Annotated in this window: 18 protein-coding genes and 2 pseudogenes; 7 read left to right on the plus strand and 13 right to left on the minus strand. The window is 70.6% G+C overall.

The features are described 5' to 3' along the window. Positions 1 to 11: 11 nt before the first annotated feature. Positions 12 to 2,180, plus strand: a complete 2,169-nt coding sequence (locus tag MARKY_RS11230) for a primosomal protein N' family DNA-binding protein (RefSeq protein ID WP_013704997.1) — start codon at positions 12 to 14, stop codon at positions 2,178 to 2,180. Here the strand turns inward: MARKY_RS11230 and MARKY_RS11235 are convergent. Then, entirely contained in the window at positions 2,177 to 3,076 is a 900-nt protein-coding gene (locus MARKY_RS11235; protein WP_013704998.1) for an aldo/keto reductase, read from the minus strand. The two genes, MARKY_RS11230 and MARKY_RS11235, sit on opposite strands and share 4 nt — an antisense overlap. 72 nt (positions 3,077 to 3,148) lie before the next feature. Here MARKY_RS11235 and ndk point away from each other — a divergent pair, with 72 nt between their 5' ends. Further along, on the plus strand, positions 3,149 to 3,565 hold the full coding sequence (gene ndk, locus MARKY_RS11240) for a nucleoside-diphosphate kinase (protein ID WP_013704999.1): 417 nt from the start codon (positions 3,149 to 3,151) through the stop codon (positions 3,563 to 3,565). Between the two features lie 64 nt (positions 3,566 to 3,629). Here the strand turns inward: ndk and MARKY_RS11245 are convergent, their stop codons facing one another. From MARKY_RS11245 to MARKY_RS11270, 6 genes are read right to left on the minus strand one after another with little or no spacing between them, the layout of a single operon-like run. Beyond that, on the minus strand, positions 3,630 to 5,228 hold the full coding sequence (locus MARKY_RS11245) for a gamma-glutamyltransferase family protein (RefSeq protein WP_013705000.1): 1,599 nt from the start codon (positions 5,226 to 5,228) through the stop codon (positions 3,630 to 3,632). Next, positions 5,225 to 5,764 carry a chromate transporter gene (locus tag MARKY_RS11250; protein WP_013705001.1) on the minus strand — a complete coding sequence of 180 codons (540 nt, stop codon included), beginning with the start codon at positions 5,762 to 5,764 and terminating at the stop codon, positions 5,225 to 5,227. The genes MARKY_RS11245 and MARKY_RS11250 overlap by 4 nt, the downstream gene beginning before the upstream one ends. 17 nt (positions 5,765 to 5,781) lie before the next feature. Then, complete coding sequence (gene nikC / locus MARKY_RS11255; RefSeq protein ID WP_013705002.1) at positions 5,782 to 6,654, minus strand: nickel transporter permease; 873 nt, start codon at positions 6,652 to 6,654, stop codon at positions 5,782 to 5,784. After that, the gene (locus MARKY_RS11260; protein WP_013705003.1) at positions 6,651 to 7,607 is read right to left on the minus strand and encodes an ABC transporter permease; all 957 of its coding nucleotides are present in this window, start codon (positions 7,605 to 7,607) and stop codon (positions 6,651 to 6,653) included. Before MARKY_RS11260 ends, nikC begins: the two co-directional genes overlap by 4 nt. Positions 7,608 to 7,662: 55 nt before the next feature. Further along, on the minus strand, positions 7,663 to 9,159 hold the full coding sequence (locus tag MARKY_RS11265; RefSeq protein ID WP_013705004.1) for an ABC transporter substrate-binding protein: 1,497 nt from the start codon (positions 9,157 to 9,159) through the stop codon (positions 7,663 to 7,665). Further along, positions 9,156 to 9,881 carry a FadR/GntR family transcriptional regulator gene (locus MARKY_RS11270; RefSeq protein ID WP_013705005.1) on the minus strand — a complete coding sequence of 242 codons (726 nt, stop codon included), beginning with the start codon at positions 9,879 to 9,881 and terminating at the stop codon, positions 9,156 to 9,158. The genes MARKY_RS11265 and MARKY_RS11270 overlap by 4 nt, the downstream gene beginning before the upstream one ends. Positions 9,882 to 10,036: 155 nt before the next feature. On the opposite strand from MARKY_RS11270, the gene MARKY_RS11275 reads away from it, so the two are divergent. Beyond that, positions 10,037 to 11,062 carry a threonine aldolase family protein gene (locus tag MARKY_RS11275; protein ID WP_013705006.1) on the plus strand — a complete coding sequence of 342 codons (1,026 nt, stop codon included), beginning with the start codon at positions 10,037 to 10,039 and terminating at the stop codon, positions 11,060 to 11,062. A gap of 3 nt (positions 11,063 to 11,065) precedes the next feature. Here MARKY_RS11275 and MARKY_RS11515 read toward each other — a convergent pair whose 3' ends face one another. Both MARKY_RS11515 and MARKY_RS11285 read right to left on the minus strand, forming a co-directional pair. Beyond that, a complete protein-coding gene (locus MARKY_RS11515) occupies positions 11,066 to 11,860 on the minus strand; it encodes a hypothetical protein (protein ID WP_052297184.1) in 795 nt (264 codons plus the stop codon). Between the two features lies 1 nt (position 11,861). Then, the gene (locus MARKY_RS11285) at positions 11,862 to 12,056 is read right to left on the minus strand and encodes a hypothetical protein (protein WP_041658101.1); all 195 of its coding nucleotides are present in this window, start codon (positions 12,054 to 12,056) and stop codon (positions 11,862 to 11,864) included. Between the two features lie 86 nt (positions 12,057 to 12,142). Here MARKY_RS11285 and MARKY_RS11290 point away from each other — a divergent pair, with 86 nt between their 5' ends. The 4 genes and pseudogenes from MARKY_RS11290 to MARKY_RS11300 all read left to right on the plus strand — a co-directional run bounded on the left by MARKY_RS11290 (position 12,143) and on the right by MARKY_RS11300 (position 15,335). Continuing rightward, positions 12,143 to 12,805, plus strand: a complete 663-nt coding sequence (locus tag MARKY_RS11290) for a hypothetical protein (protein ID WP_013705008.1) — start codon at positions 12,143 to 12,145, stop codon at positions 12,803 to 12,805. A gap of 110 nt (positions 12,806 to 12,915) precedes the next feature. Next, positions 12,916 to 13,062: pseudogene (locus tag MARKY_RS12255) on the plus strand (SLBB domain-containing protein); the annotation flags it as partial. 30 nt (positions 13,063 to 13,092) lie between these two features. Beyond that, positions 13,093 to 13,272: pseudogene (locus tag MARKY_RS12260) on the plus strand (ComEA family DNA-binding protein); the annotation flags it as partial. Further along, positions 13,272 to 15,335 (plus strand): DNA internalization-related competence protein ComEC/Rec2, encoded by a 2,064-nt coding sequence (locus tag MARKY_RS11300; RefSeq protein ID WP_013705010.1) that lies wholly within the window; start codon positions 13,272 to 13,274, stop codon positions 15,333 to 15,335. The pseudogene MARKY_RS12260 and the gene MARKY_RS11300, both read left to right, overlap by 1 nt. A 3-nt stretch (positions 15,336 to 15,338) precedes the next feature. On the opposite strand, the gene MARKY_RS11305 is transcribed toward MARKY_RS11300, so the two are convergent. From MARKY_RS11305 to mnmG, 4 genes are read right to left on the minus strand one after another with little or no spacing between them, the layout of a single operon-like run. After that, positions 15,339 to 16,157, minus strand: coding sequence for a ParB/RepB/Spo0J family partition protein (locus MARKY_RS11305; protein WP_013705011.1), 819 nt, complete (start codon positions 16,155 to 16,157; stop codon positions 15,339 to 15,341). Beyond that, complete coding sequence (locus tag MARKY_RS11310) at positions 16,141 to 16,893, minus strand: ParA family protein (protein WP_013705012.1); 753 nt, start codon at positions 16,891 to 16,893, stop codon at positions 16,141 to 16,143. Before MARKY_RS11310 ends, MARKY_RS11305 begins: the two co-directional genes overlap by 17 nt. After that, positions 16,890 to 17,438 (minus strand): 16S rRNA (guanine(527)-N(7))-methyltransferase RsmG, encoded by a 549-nt coding sequence (locus tag MARKY_RS11315; RefSeq protein ID WP_013705013.1) that lies wholly within the window; start codon positions 17,436 to 17,438, stop codon positions 16,890 to 16,892. Before MARKY_RS11315 ends, MARKY_RS11310 begins: the two co-directional genes overlap by 4 nt. After that, positions 17,435 to 19,261, minus strand: coding sequence for a tRNA uridine-5-carboxymethylaminomethyl(34) synthesis enzyme MnmG (gene mnmG, locus MARKY_RS11320; RefSeq protein WP_013705014.1), 1,827 nt, complete (start codon positions 19,259 to 19,261; stop codon positions 17,435 to 17,437). Before mnmG ends, MARKY_RS11315 begins: the two co-directional genes overlap by 4 nt. Positions 19,262 to 19,299 lie beyond the last annotated feature (38 nt).

Raw genomic sequence — 19,299 nt, forward strand, 5'->3', positions numbered from 1 at the left:
GCTATAGGGGGATGGTTTTGCTGCGCGTCGCGCTGCCCCTACCCCTCGAGCCCATGTCGTACCTCCCGCCCCTCGGGGACGGAAGGCCGGAGGTGCTCGGGCGCCGCGTCGCGGTGCCCTGGCGGGGCCAGGTCCGGGTGGGTCTCGTGGTCGGGGTGGAGGACGACCCCCCCCACGCCTACGCCCTGCGCCACGCGATCGGGTACCTGGACGAGGCCCCGTTCCTGGACGCGGCGGGCCTCGAGTTCCTCCACCAGGCCGCGCGCTACCTGTTCGCTCCGCTCGGCCAGGTGCTCGCGGACCTCGTGCCCTTCCTGGAGGGGGCGCTCGAGCACCGCGTGCGCCTCGTGCCGGGCACGGACCCGAGCGCCCTGCCCGGCGGCCTGGAGGCCCTCACGCGCTGGCAGCCGGCCCACGGGTTTGATCCCAAGCTCCTGGACCTCCTGCGCGAGGGGGGGGTACTCGAGGAGGAGGTGCGGGAGCGCCGCCCCACCCGCACGGTCCTGGTCCCCGTGCGAAAACCTTCGCCCGGCCTGAGTGTCAAGGCCCGCGGGGCCCTCGAGGCGTTGTGGGCCCTGGGCGAGGCGGAAAGCCAAGCGGCCCTCGCGCGCATCGCGGGGGTCAGCTCGAGCGTGGTGCGGCGGCTGGTGCAGGAAGGGTACGCGGCGTACCGGGAGGTGCCCCTCGAGCTCGAACCGCCCGAGCCTCCCGCCCGGCCGATCGAGCCTCTCGTCCCGCCGGAGGCGCCGCGCCGCGTCAACGGGGGGCGCTTCGAGCAGCGCCTCGCGGTCCTGGCGGGCCTTGTGCAGGAGGCGCCCGCGCTGGTGCTGTTCCCGGAAACCCACCTGCTCAAACGCGCCCTGGCCTACTTCCCCCAGGCCCTGCCGTTTCACGGGGAGCTCCCCCCCGAGCTGCGCCGCAAGCTCTGGCGCGAGGCGCGGGACCGAAGCGTGTTCGGCACCTACCAGGCCCTCCTCCTCCCCGGGGCCTTCCGCCGCGTGGTGGTGGTGGAGGAAGCTTCGGACAGCTACAAGCTCACGAGCGGCAGCCGCGCGCACGTAGCGCGGCTCGCCGAGCTTCGCGCCCAAGGGTTGGGGGTCGAGCTCGTCTACCTTTCGATGGTGCCCGCGGTGGAGGCCCTCGCAGGCCCGGCCCTCACCCTGCGCCCCCCCGCCCCCCGGGTGCACGCGATCGACCTCCGCAAGGAGCGCGGCTGGCCCCTCACCGGCCGGGCCGTCGCCCTGCTCAAGCAGGTCGCGGTGCGCGGGCGTCAAGCGATCCTCCTCTCCGCGCGGCGCGGGTACGCCGCGGTGCTGCGCTGCCGGGCGTGCGGCTGGAACCCCACCTGCCCCAACTGCGCCCTGCCCCTCAGGCTGCACCGACCCGGCAAGCAAGGGCGGCTCGTCTGCCACCAGTGCGGGCACACCGCCCCCGCCCCGCCCCTTTGCCCCGCGTGCGGCGCGGAGGTGTTCGGCCTGTCCGGCCCCGGGGTGGAGTGGCTCGCCGAGGCTGCGGTGAAGGCCGTCCCGGAACTCGCGGTCTACCAGTACAGCCGCGAGCGCAAGGACGACCTCACCCCCCTCCTCGAGGGCCGCCCCGGCGTGGTGGTGGGCACCACCGCCGTGCTCCGCGCTCCCGTCCTTCCCGAGCTCGCCCTGGTCCTCCTGCCGTACGCGGACGGGTTCGTGCTCGAGGCGGACTACCGCGCGATCGAGCGGTTCCACCAGCTCGCCTGGCACCTCGCGGACCTCCACCCCACCCGCCGGCCCCTCCTGGCCTTCCAGACCTTCGAGCCCGACCACCCGGTCCTCGAGGCGCTGCGGGAGGGGGACCTGGAGCGCGTTCCTCAGGGCGAGCTCCGGCTGCGCGAGCTGCTCGGCTACCCCCCGGCACGGCGGATGGTGAAGCTCGAGGTGAGCCACCCCAAGGAGGCCACGGCCCGCGCGGCGGCGCAGGAGCTCGCCCAGGCCCTCACGCCCCGGGCGCGGCCGGAGGAGGTGCTGGGCCCCGCGCCGGCCCCGGTGCCGCGCGTGAAGGGCCGGTACGTGTTCCATATCCTGCTGCGCGCCGAGAGCACGGACCGTCTGCACGCCCTTTTGGCGGACCTACCCCACCCGCGGGGGGCCCGCCTCCGGCTGGACCCGGATCCCTTGGGGTTCGTGGGGCTGCTGGAGGACTAACCGCCCTCCACAGCGCTCGCTCGGTCCAAAAGGGCCCGCTCCTCCGGCGTCAAGCGGAGGTTGGCGGCCGCAGCGTTGGCCTTGGCCTGCCGGGGGTTCTTGGCCCCGGGAATGGGCAGCGCCCCCTGGGCGATCACCCAGGCCAGGGCCACCTGGGACGGAGCGACCCGCCGCTGCTCGGCCACGGTCTTCAGGGCGGAAAGGACCGCGTCCAGCCGGGGGTGGTTCCGGTAGCGGTTCCGGTACCCTCCGGGCGGGCGTTCCCGGGTGTACTTCCCCGTCAACCACCCCATGGCCAGGGGGCTGTACGCCATGAGCCGGATCCCTTCCTGCTCCATCAGGCGCTTCAACCCCGTAACCTCCGGGGTGCGGTGCAGGAGGTGGTACTCCACCTGGTTGGCGAGGAGGGGCACCCCGTGCCGGGACAAGACGGCGAGCGCCGCCTCGAGGTGCGCCTCCGTGGCGTTCGAGAGCCCCACGCCCCGCACGAGCCCTGCTTCGTAGGCCTCCACCATGGCCTCCACCCAGAACGCTACGCTCCGGGGCGGCCAGGGCCAGTGCAACAGGTACAGGTCCAACGCCTCCACCCGAAGCCGCTTCAGGCTCCGCTTGAGGGCCTGGATCAGGTCCTTGCGGCGTACACGCCAGGGGTAAGGGAAGAATTTACTGACCAAAAAGGGCTTTGCCCGCCCCTCGAGAAACTCCCCCAGCAGCCGTTCCGCCCGCCCGAGGCCGTAGATCTCCGCGGTGTCCACCAGGCGCACCCCAGCCTTTAGGCTCTCCTCCAGGGCTCCCTTAAGGTCCTCCGGCCCGTACCCTTGGCCGTACCCCCAAAACACCCGGTCCCCCCACTGCCAGGTGCCCAAGCCGATCACGTGTTCGGAAAGCGCAGGCATCCCCTTTATTTTGTACCGCGTCCATCCTGGGGCCGTCGCCTCGAGGGCGGAACCCGGTAGAATAGCCCCGGTATGGAGCGGACCTTCTGCATGATCAAACCCGACGGCGTGCGGCGCGGCCTTACCGGCGAGATCCTCGCCCGCCTCGAGAAGAAAGGCTTCCGGATCGTGGCCCTGAAGAAGATGCGCATCCCCCGCGAGCTCGCGGAGCGCCACTACGCCGAGCACAAGGAGAAACCCTTCTTCCCCGGCCTGGTCGAGTTCATCACCTCCGGCCCCGTGGTGGCCATGGTCCTCGAGGGGCCCGGCGTGATCGCGGAGCTCCGCAAGCTCATGGGCGCCACCAACCCCGCGGACGCCCTGCCCGGTACGATCCGCGGGGACTACGCCACCACCATCGACGAGAACGTGATCCACGGCTCGGCCACCCCGGAGGACGCCGAGCGCGAGATCCGCTTGTTCTTCCGCGAGGACGAGATCGTAGGCTAAGCGCTCACCAGGAGCGCGCCCCGGCCTTAGGGCCGGGGCGTTTTTAGAGAACGGCGGGGCCGGCCTACCAGGCCAAGGCAAGGCCGTCCGCGCGCGGCTCGCTCGCCGCGACGAGGGCCTCACCCTGCCGCAGGATGACCTGCCCCTTACCGAACAGCCCGCCCTCCACGCTCACGCGCACCGCGTGCCCCCGGTCCACAAGGCCCCGCGCCACGTGGGGCGGCACGCCCGGCTCGAGGAGCACCTCCCGCCCGCGCACGAACTGCCAGCGCGGCGCGTCCAGGGCCGCCTGGGGGTTCAGGCGGTAGTCCGCGAGGTTCACCACCACCTGCACGTGCCCTTGGGGTTGCATCGGCCCGCCCATCACCCCGAAGGGGCCGAGCGGCCGGCCGTCTTGGGTCAGGAAACCGGGGATGATCGTGTGGAAGGGGCGTTTCCGGGGGCCTACCCGGTTGGGGTGGCCCGGCTCGAGGACGAACCCCGCGCCGCGGTTGTGCAGGGCGATGCCCGTTCCGGGCACGAGGATCCCGGAGCCGAACCCCATGTAGTTCGACTGGATGAGACTCACCATCACCTCGCCGTCCGCCGCGGCCAGGTAGACCGTCCCACCCTGGGGCAGGCCGGGCTCGGCGAGGGGCAGGGCCGTCTCGCCGATTAAGGCCGCGCGCGCTTTGGCGTAGGCAGGGTCCAGCATCGCCTCGGGCGTAACCTCCATAAAGCGCGGGTCGGCCACGTGCCGGTACGCGTCCGCGAAGGCCAGCTTCATGGCCTCGATCTGGAGGTGGTAGCTCTCGACGGACTCGCGGGGGTAGCGCTCGAGCTCGAAGGTCTCGAGGATGTTGAGCGCCGCGAGGGCCGCGACGCCCTGGCCGTTCGGAGGAAGTTCCCAGACCTCGAGGTCGCGGTAGGTGGTGCGGATCGGGGCCACCCAGTCCGCGCGGTGCGCGGCGAGGTCCTCGCGGGTGAGGAGCCCGCCCGTGTCCGCGGCGAAGGCCGCGATGCGCTCGGCGAGGGCTCCGGTGTAGAAGCTCTCTCCGCCCGTCCGGGCGATCTCGCGGAGGGTCGCGGCGTGGGCGGGGCTCTGCCAGACCTCGCCCGGCCTGGGGGCCCGCCCTTGGGGGAAGAAGACCTCCTTGAACGCCGCGTACTCCGGCCCCTCTAGGGGAAGGAAGACCTCCGCCGCGCGCCGCCAGGCCCGCGCGGTCTCGGGCGAGACGGGGTACCCCGCCTCCGCGTAACGGATCGCGGGGTCGAAGAGGCGTTCGAACGGCAGCTTCCCCCAGCGTTCCCACAGGGCGCGCCAGGCCGCGACCTGGCCGGGCACGGTCACGCTCGCCCAGCCCCGCTTGGGCATCTCGCGCATGCCCTCGAAGCGTTGGGGCTCGAGGGCGGCGGGGCTGTGGCCGGAGGCGTTCAGGCCGTGGAGCTGACCGTCCCAGACCAGGGCGAAGGCGTCGCCGCCGATGCCGTTGGATGTGGGTTCGACCACGGTGAGGGCGATGGCCATGGCCACGGCCGCGTCCACCGCGCTGCCGCCGGCCAAGAGCATCTCCATCCCGGCCAGGGCCGCGAGCGGCTGGCTCGTGGCGACCGCGCCGCGCCGCCCCAGCACCACGCGCCGGGCCGAGGGGTAGGGGTAGTGGGTCAGGTCGGGGTTCATCATCGCATCACCAGTCCAATCATGCCGCCGGCCAGGATCAACCAGCCGGGGTGGATGTTGTAAAACGCGGTCAGCACGAAGGCGCCCAGGGCGAGCGCCACCAGAACCACGGTCTGGCCGCTCCCCGCGGGGCTTGCGAAGGCCTTGGGCGCGAACTCGTACACGACCAGAAACAACAGGGCCACCACGACCGGCCGCACGCCCGTGAGGAAGCGCTCCACGTACGGGGCGTCCTTGTAGCGCAGGTACAGCGTCGCGAGGAGGAGCATGGCGACGGCGCTCGGCAGGATGATGCCCGTCGTGGCCACGGCGGCCCCGAGCCACCCGGCCACCCGGTACCCGGTGTACGCGGCCATCTTGGTGGCGATGGGGCCGGGTAGGGAGTTCCCGAAGGCGAACCCATCGAGGAACTCCTCCGCCGTCAGCCAGTGGTGCACCTCGACCACCTCCTCCTGGATCAAGGGGATCATCGAGGGGCCGCCGCCAAACCCCAGCAGCCCCACCCGCGCGAACGCCCAGAACAGCTCGAGCAACACCACAACCGATCGCCTCCCGCTCAGGTTTCCTTCGGGTCGAGCGCGTCTCTGAGCCCGTCACCGAACAGGTTGAAGGCCAGCACCGTCAAAAAGATCGCGAGCCCGGGCCATACCGCCATCCAGGGGGCCTGCCCCAGGAAGTTCTTGGCCACGTTGAGCATGCTCCCCCAGCTGGGGGCGGGGGGTTGTTGTCCCAGCCCCAAAAAGGAGAGGCTGGACTCCGCGATGATCGCCACCGCGATGGAGAGCGTGGCCTGCACCAATAGGGGGGAGAAGGCGTTAGGGAGGACGTGACGCAGCATGATGCGCAGGTCCGAAGCCCCCATCGCGCGCGCGGCTTGCACGTACTCCTCGGTGGTAACCGCGAGCACCTGGCCGCGCGCCAGGCGGATGAACGTCGGTGTGGTGGAGATCCCGATCGCGATCATCGCGTTGGTGAGGCTGGGGCCGAGCGTGGCCGCGAGGGCGATCGCCAGGATCAGGAAGGGAAAGGCCAGCATCGCGTCGGTGACGCGCATCAAGAGCTCGTCCACCCAGCCCCGATAATACCCGGCGATGACCCCGAGGGGCACCCCGAGCAGCATGGCGATCCACACGGAGATCACCCCGGCAAGCAAAGAGGCCCGGGCGCCCCAGATCACGCGGGACATGACGTCCCGCCCGATCTCGTCGGTGCCCATCCAGTGCTCGAGGCTCGGGGGTTTGCGCACCGCGCTCCAGTCCGTGGCGAGGGGGTCATAAGGGGCGAGGTAGGGGGCCAGCACCGCGACCGCGACGAAGAGCAAGACGACCCCACCCCCGAACACCGCCGCCCGGCGCCGAAAGAGGCGACGCACGAAGCGCGCGAGGGGCGTGCGCCCCGCAGGAACGCCCGCTTGAGCCGAGGCGCTCACGTAGCCTCACCTCCCAGCCGGATCTTGGGGTTGATCAGGGCGTAGGCCAGGTCCACGAGGAGGTTCACCAGGATGTACGCGGTGGCGGTGAAGAGCACCACCCCCTGGACCATGGGGTAGTCCCGGTTGAAGACCGCGTCCACGATCATCTTGCCAAAGCCCGGGATGACGAAGACCTGCTCGGTGAGGACCGCGCCGGAGAGCAGCCCGCCCAGCTGAAGGCCCACCAGGGTCACCACGGGGATCAAGGCGTTCCGTAAGGCGTGGCGGTAGATCACCACGCGTTCCGCGAGCCCCTTGGCCCGCGCGGTACGCACGTAATCCGCCTTGAGGACCTCGAGCATCGCGCTCCGGGTCTGACGCATCAGGGCCGCGGCGAGGCCGGTGCCCAGCACGAAGGCCGGCATGATCATGCGTTTGAGGTTCTCCCCGAGGTCCTCGAGGGGACTCACGTACCCGGAGGCGGGCAGCCAGCCGAGGTGCACCGAGACCAGGAGGATCAGCATGATGCCCAGCCAGAAGTTGGGGATCGAGAGACCCGAGAGGGCGATCACGTTGGCCGTGTAGTCCAGCAGGCTCTCCTTACGCACCGCGGAGAGCACCCCGGCGGGGATCGCGATCGCGAGGGCCACGAGGATGGAAAGAACCGCGAGCTCCGCGGTGACCGGGAGTTTTTGCAAGATCATTTCGGTCACGGGGGCTTTCGTGCGGATGGACTCCCCCAAATCCCCTTGGAGCACGGCGCGCATCCAGTAGTAGTACTGGAGGGGCAAGGGGTCGTTAAGGTGGTATTTCTCGCGGATGTACGCGATGACCTCAGGGTCCCGCTCCTCCCCCGCGAGCGCGAGCGCCGGGTCTCCCGGCAGCAAGCGCTGGATGGAGAAGACCATGACCGTGACGAGGAACAGGGTGGGGAGGGCGATCAAGAGGCGGCGAACCAGGTAGGGCAGCATGGGACCTCTCGGCAAACCGGGCCGCCGGCATGCGGCCGGCGGCCCAGGATCAGGGTTACTTCAACTTCAAGCCTTCCGGCCGGATGATGCCGTCCGGGAAGGGACGGAAGCCCTCGAGGTCCGCCCGGTACCCCCAGAACCATTTGGGGTGGTACAGGTAGATGATGTGGCGGTCCGGGAGGTACCGCTCGGCCGCCTGGCGGTACAGCTCGTGCCGCTCCTCGAAGCTCGAAGCGGAGCGGGCCGCGTTAAGCAGGCGGTCCACCTCGGGGTCGCAGTACCCCGTTTCGTTCAGGGCCCCGTCGCAGGTGTGGAAGATGAAGATGTTCCCGTCCGGGTCGATCCGGCCCGACCAACCGATCTGGAAGGCGTCGTACTCGCCGGCCTCCTGGAGGTCCAGGGCGGTCGCGAACTCGACCGCGTTCAACTGGATGTCGAACCCGGCCTCCTTGGCCATAGACTGGATCACCTGGCCGAGTTGGATGGACTGCGGGTTGTTCACCACCATCAGGGTGAAGGCCACCCGGTCGTACCCCGCCGCCTTGAGGAGTTCCCGAGCCCGGGCCACGTCGCGCTTAGGCATCGGGAGCTCCTCGATGTACCAGGGGCTCGTGGGAGGCACGGGTTGGTTGCCCGGCACGAACTCCCCGTTGAAGACCACCTGGTTGATCGCCTCGCGGTCCAGGGCAAGCTCGAGGGCCTCGCGCACCCGCGGGTCCTTGGCGAGGGGGGTGTCGCGCGGCTCGGGGTTCGCGAGGTTGATCGTGAGGCCCTGGTACCCCAGCCCCACCGCGGCGGCCAGCTCGAGGCGCGGGTCGTCCCGCACCGTGTTCAGGTCGGTGGGCGCTACGCGCTCGATAAGGTCAAGGTCCCCGGACTGGAGGTTCGCGAGGCGCACGCTGGCGTCCGGGATGGGCAGGAAGACGACGCGGTCAAAGTGGATCTGGTCCTTGTTCCAGTAGTCCTCGAACTTCTCCAGAACGATCCGGTCCTGCGCGACCCGTTCGACGAACTTGAAGGGACCGCTGCACACCGGGGCGCGGCCGAAGTTCTCCCCGAGTTCCCGGGCGGCCTTGGGGGAGACCATCATCCCAGCCCGGTCCGCGAACTGGGCGATGAGGGGGCTGAAGGGGGTCTTGAGGTGAATCCGGACGGTGTAGGCGTCCACCACCTCCACCCGCTCGATCGGTTCGATCTCGCTGCGGCGGTTCGAACCGGGCAGGGTCAGGGAGCGTTCGATGTTGAACTTGACCGCCTCGGCGTTAAACGGCTCCCCATCGTGGAACGTAACCCCCTGACGCAGGGTCAGGGTGAGGGTCCGGCCGTCCTCGGACCAGGTGTACCCCGTGGCCAGCTGGGGCACGATCTCGAGGTCCGGCGTGATGTCGAAGAGCTTGTCGCACAACGAGGCGAAGACGATCCGCCCCACGAAGGTGCGCCCCAGGTCCGGGTCCAGCACGTCCGGGTCGGAGACCAAGCCGATGCGCAGGGTTTGCGCCGAAGCCCACGTGCCCAGCGCTAGGACTGCTGCGAGCCACCACCGTCGTTTCATTCCGCATCACCCCTTTCCGTGGGCGTCTGCCCCGAACCGAACAAAAGCGCCTCCACCTCGTGAATGTGCCGCCACATCCCCTCCCGGGCCGCGGCGGGGTCCCGCGCCGCTAGGGCCTTCAGGATCGCCCGGTGCCCCTCGAGGGAGCGTGCGGCCCGCTCGGGGGTCTGGAGCGTGAGGTCGCGGCCGCCCCGGAGGTACTCGGCGAGGATGGCGTGCACCTCGAGGGCGACGGGGTTGCCCGTGGCCTCGACGATGCCGCGGTGGAAGGCCTCATCCTCCTCGATGGGGAACTCGCCGCGAGCGGTGCGCGCCGCTTGGCGGGCCACGACCTCCTGGAGACGCTCGAGGTGCGCCGGCGTGATGCGCCGGGCCGCTTCGGCCGCGAACTGCGGCTCGATCATGCGGCGGAGGTCGAAGAGGTGCCGGACCAGTTCGCGCCGAACCTCCAGCAGGGTTCCGAGCGGCGCGACCAGGGTGGCCGCGTCGGGGGTGCGCACGCGGGTGCCTTCCCCCTGGCGGACCTCGAGGATGCCGCGGGCTTCGAGGACCCGGATCGCGTCCCGCACGGAAACGCGGCTGACGTTCATGCGTTGGGCGAGCTCGCGTTCCGAGGGGAGGAGGTCCCCGGGCTTGAGCCGGCCCGTGCGGATCATCTCGAGGATCCGTTCAGCGATCTCTTGGTATAGCCGTTGGCTTTGGATGGGTGTGAAACCGTCCATGTAGGGCTCCCCCGTTCGGCCTGATGGTCTAATGGTATGACCAGTTGGGTTTTATTTTCTACACCCCGCCCCCCCGCGTCAAGCCCGGGGACAGGAGAGAGGGGCGAAAGTGATGAGAGGTCAGCCCCTCCCCCCAGCCGGATTAGTATTGGGGTATGCGCACCATCGATCTTCGGAGCGATACCGTGACCCGGCCCACCCCGGCGATGCGGCGCGCGATGGCCGAAGCCGAGGTCGGGGACGACGTGTACCGGGAGGACCCCACCGTCAACCGCCTCGAGGCCCTCGCCGCGGAGACGCTGGGGTGCGAGCGCGCGGTCTTCATGCCCTCGGGCACGATGACGAACCAGGTCGCCCTCATGGTGCACCTCAAGCGCGGCGCGGAGGTGATCGCCCCCGAGGGAGCGCACATCTACGAGTTCGAGCCCGGTGCGATCGGCGTCCTCTCGGGCGGCGTGCCCCGCCTCGTCCCGGCCCCCTACGGGGTGCCGGACCTCGAGGCCCTCCGGCGCGCGATCCACACCAGCCCTCACCAGGCCCCCACCGGCCTGATCGCCTTGGAGAACACGCACAACCTCGCCGGGGGCACGGTCGTGCCCCTCGAGGTGCAGCGGAAGGTGCAGGAGATCGCGCGCACCGCGGGCCTGCCCACGCACCTCGACGGCGCGCGGCTGTTCAACGCGGCCACCTACCTCAAGGTGCCCGCCCGGGAGGTCGCGGCCGGGTTCGACACCGTCTCCGTCTGCCTCTCCAAGGGGCTGGGGGCCCCCGTGGGGAGCCTGCTCCTGTTGCCCAAGGCGCTCGAGCCGGAGGCGCGGCGCTACCGCAAGATGCTGGGCGGGGGCATGCGCCAGGCGGGTGTGCTCGCCGCGGCGGGGATCGTCGCGCTTCAGGAAGGGCCGGCTCACCTCGAGCGCGACCACCAGATGGCGCGCGCCCTGGCCGAGGGGCTGGTGCGGCTGGGGCTTGGGGTGGACCTCAAGGCGGTCCAGACGAACATGGTGTACGCGCGCGTACCGGAAGCCCCCCGGTTCGTCGCGCGGCTCGCGGCGCTCGGCGTGCGCGCGAACGCTCTGGGAACGGACCGGGTTCGGTTCGTGACCCACCGCGACCTCGACGACGCGGACATCCCCCAGGCCCTCGAGCGGATCGCGCAGGCGCTCGAGCGCACCTCCGCGTAACCGCTAGCGCACCCCGGCGAGGAAGCCGCGCCAAGGATCGTCGCTCGCTCGTGCGGCCTCCGCGCGGGCCGCTTCGAGGTGGGCCGCGTCCCCCGTGGCGCGGTAGAGGGCGTGATAGGCCCGGCTTCTGGTGTAGGGATCTTGCGTACGCGCCAGGGCTTTCTCTGCGGTCTCGCGCGCCTTGCGGGCGTGCCCCCACGCGGCCTGCGCTTCGGCGAGCAGGGCGAGGGAAAGAGCGGAGAAGGCGCGGGCGGTGAGCTCCTGCAAACCCAAGGCGCGCGCTAAGGTGTGCACCGCGGCCCTGGCCTCCCCAAGGCGCAGGTGCGCGTCCGCCTGGATCAAAAGCGCAGCGAGCGCTTGTGTGCGGTCCCGCGGAGCCTGGAGGGCCTCAGCCATCCGGGCGCGCACCGCCTCGGCCGGGTGGGACCACGCCAGCTGCACCACCGCCCGCTGCATCCGGCCGCGTTCCTCCTCGAGCCACGCGCCGAAGGTAGGGAGGGGGCTCATGTACCCGGGGGCCAGCTCAGCGTATAGGGCCCAGGCCGTGTCGAACTCCCCCCGACGTACGGCCTCCCAGAAAGCCCGCGCGTCGCTCGGCGCGGTCCACGCGATCCGTTCGCCGCGGGCCTCGAGGACCTCCCCGTAAGGGCTTTCCTGGAGGACCTCGAGGGCGCGCGCGAGTTCAGGCACCACCCGGCGCACCACCGTGCGGGATGTTTCGCCCTGAACGGCGAGGAAGAGCACGAGCTCCCCTCCGGGCGAAGGGGGCAAGGGGGGCAGGGTACCGAGCAGCTTCACGTTACTCCTGCCAGGGCTCAACGCGTTTGTACTGCACCAAGGCGGCGTACGTGACGCCCTCCCCCGCCTGGGTCGCCGTGAGCTTGACGTCCACCACGATCGCGTCCTCCGGGAGGCTCTCGACGAAGCGGTTCAGGCGTTCCTCGAAGAGCTCCGGGTCGCTGCCGGTCACGAGCTTAAACCGCATCCCGTCCATGCCTCCACCATACCCGAGCCGCGCACGATCGCTACAAGCTCCGTGCCCTCCGGGGAAAGGGTGCCGTAGGGTACAATGGGTCTAAGATGAGCCGGTATCAAGCGCGCTTGCAAGAAGCCACCGCTGAGGAGGTGCTCTCCCAGCTGGACGGCCCTGAGGGGCTGTTCGCCGTGACCCGAAGCGAGCTGATTTATATCGACGACAACGGGGTGCAGCGCGCCCCCCTGCGCCAGGTGCGGCGCGTCACCAGCCGAGGCGGGGAGTTGCTGGTGATGGGGGACGGCGGGCCGTTGATCCGCACGCCCGTGAAGTCCTTCCAGATCGACGAGCTGCGCTTGTTCTTCGAGTCGGTTAAGACCTTCGCCGCCCGTTCACGGAAAGAAACCCCACCCCCATCGCCCCCACCCACGCCCGCCCCGCCCGCTCCGACCACGGAGTCGGAACCCAGCGCGACCGTTGAAGAAGCGCTCACCGACGCCCAGGCCGCCCCTGAGCCCACGCCTTCCGAACCCGTCCCTCCTCCTCCACTCCCCGAGGAGGAGGCCACACCCGTTCGCGCGGAACGCGACGCCCCCCGCTCCACCCGCCCTACGCGGCTCCTTTTAAAGCTCCTCAGCCTAGCCACGCTAGGGGTCACCGCGGGGTGGGTGGCCACGCGCCCAGAGGGGGATCCCCTGACGCTCGCCGGGGTGGCGGTCGTCGGTCTGGGGCTCGCCGCCATGGAGTGGCACGTCTCCGAGATCTCCTGAGCCTAGCCTACCTCCTCGCGGTGCTCGGCCTCGCCGGAGCGACGCTCCTGCCTAAGCTCACGGTGCGGTTCGCGCCCGTCGAGCTCGAGGCGCAACCTGTGGTGGTCGCGGTGACCGGGGCAGTCCAACGGCCGGGGGTGTACACCCTGCCCTCAGGGGCTCGAGTTGCGGACGCCCTCGAGCAGGCGGGCGGCCCCACCCTCGACGCGGACCTCTTGGCCCTGGATCTGGCCGCGCCGGTCGGGGATGGGGAGACGCTCCACGTCCCGCATGCCTCGCCGAGCCGGGTTAAGGTCAGCCTGAACCGCGCCACCCTCGAGGAGCTCGAGGCCCTCCCCGGGATTGGTCCCACCAAAGCGCGGCGGATCATGGAGTACCGGCCGTACCTGCGGGTGGAGGACCTCTTGAGGGTGCCGGGGATCGGGGAGAAAACCCTGGAGCGCCTGCGCCCCTACGTGATGCCGTGATGCCTTTCGCACTCGCTGCGGGAAGCCTGCTGGCCGCACTGCTTCAGCTCTCCCCTGCGTTTGTACTCGGCGCGGTTCTGGCATTTGGGATCCGCCCGCTCCCCGCGCGCTGGGCCTTCCTCGCAGGATTCGTTCTGGTGGGGCTCCGCGTGCTGACGTTGCCCGATCCCTGGGCTCCCCTAGTAGGGCGGACGGTGACCCTCGAGGGCACGGTTCGGGACGGGTTCTTGTATACGGAACGCGGCCGGATCCGGCTCGACGTATACCCGCCGCTTGCGGACGGAACGGCTACCCTGACCGGGACCGTGCGCCGCCCGCAATCGCCGCGCAACCCTGGGGGATTTGACGAAGCGGGGTGGCTGCGAGGACTCGGCGTGCGGGCGGTCCTCGAGGTCGCGCGGGTCGAGGTGCACCAGCCCTCCCCGCCCGGCGTGAAGGACCGGGTGCGCGCGGCGCTAGAGGCCGGCCTGTCCCCGGAAGCGGCGGCGTTGATCCGAGCCTTGACGCTGGGGGAGCGGCGGGCACTAGGGAAGGACCGGGAGGCGTTCCAGCGCGCCGGGCTCGCGCACGTTCTGGCGCTTTCCGGTCTGCACGTCGGGATCCTCACGGGCTTCCTGGTGCTGGCCCTGGCGCCGCTGGGCCCGGGCCGGTACCTCGCAGCCTTGCTCGTGTTGTGGGCGTACCTGGGGCTCGTGGGCCCCACGCCTTCGCTGGTACGCGCGGTCCTGATGGCCAGCGCCGTGCTGCTCGCCCTCATGCTGGGCAAGGGGCGAGCCCCGCTCACGGGAGCACTCGCCTTCGCCTTCGCGGTGCACGTCTTCCTCGAGCCTTACGCGATCTTCAGCCTTTCCTTCCGCTTATCGTACCTGGCGGTGCTGGGCCTTGCCCTGACGCTCCCCCGCCTGCCCCCCCTGCGGGGGGTCTGGGGGTGGGTCGGGGGTGGGGTGGCCGTGACGCTCGCAGCGCAAGCCTTGATCCTTCCCCTGGTGCTGCACTACTTTCACCAACTGCCCCTCCTCTCCCCTCTGACCAACCTGGTCGCCGCACCCCTCGTGACGCTGCTGGTGCCCCTGGGGTTTTTGAAGGGAATACTGGGTGCGGAAGTGCCCCTCCTGGGGGAGGTGCTCGCGCTGCCGGTCAACCTGCTCGCGGGGGGGTTGCTCCAGTTCGTGCGCCTCGCCGCTCAGGCCCCGCAGCTCGCCTGGGGGGAGATTTCGCCGGCGGGGTTCGCCCTCTACTACCTGGCTCTCCTCCCGCCGTTCGCGGTCCTGTACGGGTACCTGCGGCCCGCCCGCGCGGCGGTGCTCTCGGCGACCGCGGTCCTGGCGGGCCTCCTCCCTACCCTCCTGCCCCGCGCCGAGGTCTGGCAGCTTGACGTCGGCCAGGGGGACTCCACGCTGGTACGGCTGCCGGGGGGCGTGGAAGTCCTGGTGGACGCTGGGCGGGAGTGGGCTGGGGACGACGTGGTGCGGGCCCTCGCAGCGTTAGGGGTGGACGAGCTGGAGCTGGCGATCGGCACCCATCCCGACGCGGACCACGTGGGAGGGCTGCGGTACGTGCTGGCCCGGGTCCCGGTGGGTGCGCTCGTGCTCGGCCCGCCAAAGCCGGGGGACCCCCTCGACGCCGCCCTTCGTACCGAGGCCGCGGCACGAGAGATTCCGGTACTTACCGCGGCACGTGGCGCCACGCTGCGCGTGGGGGAGGCGACGCTGCGCTTCCTCGCCCCTTCCCCAGCCCCAACGGGTGACGACAACACGCGCAGCTTGGTTTTCGTGCTCGAGTGGCGCGGGCGGCGGGTGCTCTTCACCGGGGACGCTCCCACGGAAACGGAGCGGTTCTGGAAACCGGAGCGGGTGCACGTGCTCAAGGTCAGCCACCACGGGGCCCGCACGGGCACCGGCGAGCTGGTCCTCTCCCGGTTCCGCCCCCAGCTCGCCCTGATCGGGGTGGGCCCCAACCCGTACGGGCACCCGCACCCCGAGGTGCTGGCGCGCCTCGAGCGCTTCGGCCTCGAGGTGCACCGCACTGACCGGGAGGGCGCGATTCGGGTCCTGTTGTGGTGAGGGCTACTCCTCGTAGCCTAAGAGGTCCAGAAGGGCCTGGAGCTCCTCCTCGGAGTGGTAATACAGCTCGAGCCGTCCCCGCCGCTCTCCGGTCAACCGCACCTTGATCCCGAGCCGGCGGCTCAAGGCCTGGGCGAGCTCAGGGTAGGCCGTCCGTTCCCGGGATGGGGCCTGTAGCGCCTTGAGGCGGTCCTTGAGGCGTTCCGCCTCGCGTACGCTAAGCCCCCGGGACAGGATCTCGCGCAGCCCCCAAAGGCGCTGGTCTTCCGGAAGCATCAGCAAGGCCCGCGCGTGGCCGGCCGTGATCCTTCCCGTCTCCAACGCCTCGAGGGCCTCACGGGGAAGCTGCAGGAGGCGGAGGGCGTTGGCGATCGTGCTGCGCGCCTTACCGACGGCCTTGGCGATCTCCTCCTGGGTGAGCCCCATCTCGAGGAGCCGCTGGTACCCCCGGGCCTCCTCCACTGGGTTCAGGTCTTCCCGCTGCAGGTTCTCCACCAGGGCGAGCTCGAGGGCCTCCCGGTCGTCCAGGTCGCGCACGATGACGGGCACCTCGCGGAGGCCGGCCGCCTGCGCCGCACGGAAGCGGCGTTCCCCGGCGACCAGTTCGTACCCCTCGCCGCGCGGGCGGACGAGGAGCGGCTGGAGCAGGCCCTTTTCGCGGATCGAGGCGGCGAGCTCCTCCAGCGCCGCGGGATCGAAGGCTTTACGGGGCTGGTGCGGGTTGGGACGGATCAGGGCGAGGGGCACGCGGGTGAGGCCCGTCGGGACCTTGGGAAGAAGGGCCTCGAGGCCGCGTCCCAGTCCGCTAGGCTTCTTCGACACGGCGGATCACCTCCTCGGCGAGGCGGCGGTACGCCTGCGCTCCGGTCGAGGTCGGGGCGTAGTACGCGACCGGCTTGCCGTAACTCGGGGCCTCCGAGAGCCGCACGTTGCGCGGGATGACCGTCCAGAAGACGAGATCACCGAAGTGGTCCCGAACGTTGGCCTCCACCTGCTGCGCGAGGAGGGTGCGCCCGTCGAACATGGTGAGCAGGATGCCGAGGAGCCGCAAGGTCGGGTTGAGCCGGGCCCGTACCTCGGCGATCGTGTCCATCAGGCCGGCGATGCCCTCGAGGGCATAGTACTCGGCCTGCAGAGGCACGAGTACCCCCTCCGCCGCAACGAGGGCGTTCAGGGTGAGCGGACCGAGGCTGGGCGGGGCGTCGAAGAGGACCAGGTCATACACGGACCACAACGGCTCCAGCCGCTCGCGCAGGCGGTACGGGTCCTCCACGAGGCCGGCCGACGCCCCCACCAGATCCGGGGAGGCGGGGAGGAGGTCCAGCCCGAAGGGCTCCAGCACGACCACGGCTTCCTCCGGGGGCACCCTCCCGTCGAGGACGGCGTGGACTCCCCCGTCCACGTGCCGCACCCCCAGGCCGGAGGTCGCGTTGGCCTGGGGGTCCAGGTCCACCAACAGCACGCGTTTCCCCAAACGGGCGAGGTACGCCACCAGGTTCACCGCGGTCGTGGTCTTCCCCACCCCACCTTTTTGGTTCGCTACCGCGATCCGTTTCATACGCGTTCCCTCTCGATGCGCAGCGCCACCAGGTACGCCCCTCCCCCCAACGGTTTCACGTGAAATGCCTCCGCTCCCAGGGCCGCCACCTCCCCTTCCCAGTCCGCCCCCTTCCGCGAGATCAGCACCATGGGGTACCGCGCCGCGTGGCGCACGATACGGTACACGTCGGCGAAAGAAGCCACCGCCTGGGCCGTAACGTACGCGACCCGTCCGGACCACTTCCGCACGTCCCCATTGTACACGCGCACGTTGGTCAACCCCAGGTGGTGCACCGCCAGCTCGAGGAAGGCCGCCCGGCGCTTGCGCACCTCCGCTAAGGTGATCTCGAGGTCCGGCCGGGCGATCGCCAGGGGGATCCCCGGCAGTCCCCCCCCGGACCCCACGTCGAGCACGGCTTCCCCGTGGGGAATCGGCTCAGCGTAGGCCAGAGCGGCCTCCAGGTGAGGCCAGGGGTTCTCGAGCACCCGCGGCGAGGCCAGGTCCAGGGTCTGGCCGTAGCGGCGCAGCAGCTCAACGTACGCTTCCAGGCGGGGGTCCTTCATGCGCCGGCCGGCTCCCGCGTACGCGCAAGGTGCACGAGCAGCGCGGTGATATCCGAGTCGCGCAGGCCCGGAATCCGCGCAGCCTCCGCCACGGTAGCAGGACGCACCCGCTCCAGCTTCTCCATCGCTTCGCGCGAGAGGTTGTGCACCGTCCGGTAATCCAGGCCGGCGGGCAGGCGGTAGGCCGAAAGCTCCCGCAACCGCTCGCGCAAGCGGATCTGGCGCTCGATGTACCCGGCGTACTTGGCGCGCACCTCGACCTGATAGGCTTCCTCGGGGGTAAGAGGCACCTCCGGCCCCAACCCCCGCTCGAGCAAGGCGGCGTAGCTTGCCTCCGGACGCCGCAGGTAGTGCAGGCCGCTCACCCCGTCGACACGCACCCGCGCCAGGCGCTCGAGCTCCGCCCGGACCCGCGCGTACTTGGCCTCGACGCGCTCGAGGTCCGCCTTAGGCCGCAGTCCCCAGCGGACCGCGTAGGGCACCATGCGTTCGTCGGCGTTGTCCGCGCGGCAGAGGAGGCGCAGCTCGACACGCGAGGTCATCATGCGGTAGGGCTCGTCCACCCCGCGGTGCACCAGGTCGTCGATCAGAACCCCGATGTACCCCGACTCGCGCGGCAGATGCACCTCCGGCTCACCGGCGGCAAACCGGGCGGCGTTCACCCCCGCGAGCAGCCCCTGGGCCGCGGCCTCTTCGTACCCGGAGGTACCGTTGATCTGCCCTGCGGTGAACAGGCCGGGCAGTTTTTTCGACTGCAGGCCGGGCGTGAGCTCGGTGGGGTCCACGGCGTCGTACTCCACGGCGTACGCGTACCGTTGGATCACGGCGCGTTCAAACCCAGGCAGGGAACGCACCATCTCTTCCTGGAGCTCGGGGGGTAGGCTCGAGGAGAAGCCCTGGAGGTAGAGCTCGGAGGTATGAATCCCGTCGGGCTCGACGAACAGGAGGTGGCTGTCCTTGTCCGCGAAGCGGACCACCTTGTCCTCGATCGAGGGGCAGTACCGGGGCCCGATCCCTTCGATATCCCCGGCGTACAGGGGGGAGAGGTGTAGGTTCTCCTGGATCAGGCGGTGGGTGCGCGCGGTGGTGCGCGTCGTCCAAGTGGGCATCGCCGCCGCGTGGGGGCCTGGGGTGCCGGTGAAACTGCCGGGTGGGTCGTCCGGCGGCACGACCTCGAGGGCTCCATAATTCACCGAGTCCGCCCGGATCCGGGGAGGCGTTCCGGTCTTGAACCGCATCAGGCGATGGCCGACCGCTCGCAGGCTCTGGGAGAGGAAGCGAGCCGGGGGCTCGCCCTGCCTGCCGGCGGGGCGGGACTGCCGCCCGTACCAGACCACCCCGGAGAGGAAGGTGCCGGCGCTGAGAACGACCGCGCGGCCGGCGAGCCGGCGACCGTCCACGAGCTGCACTCCGCACAGGTGCCCGGCCTCAATCCAGAGGTGGGCGACCTCGCCGCGGACGGCCTGGACGTTGGGGTGGGCGAGGAGAACCCGCTGGGCCTCGACCGCGTACGCGTCGCGCTCGACCTGGACACGCAGGCTGCGCACCGCAGGGCCTTTGGACTGGTTGAGGGTCCGGGTGTGGATCGCGGTTGCGTCCGCAAGGCGGCCCATCAAGCCGCCGAGGGCCGTGATCTCGAAGACGAGCTGGGACTTTCCCGGCCCGCCCACCGCGGGATTACAGGGCATCAGCCCGATGCGGTCGGGGTTCGTGGTCACAAGGCCAACGCGCGCACCGAGCTGGGCCGCGGCCCAGGCGGCTTCGATACCGGCGTGCCCTCCCCCCACGACCAACACATCAAAGGTTTCACGTGAAACCGTCATCCTTTCAAGGCTAGCACGGCACCCCCTAGGCCGTGTAA

Origin of the sequence: Marinithermus hydrothermalis DSM 14884, from assembly GCF_000195335.1 — a bacterium.
GTDB classification, from domain to species: Bacteria; Deinococcota; Deinococci; order Deinococcales; family Marinithermaceae; genus Marinithermus; species Marinithermus hydrothermalis.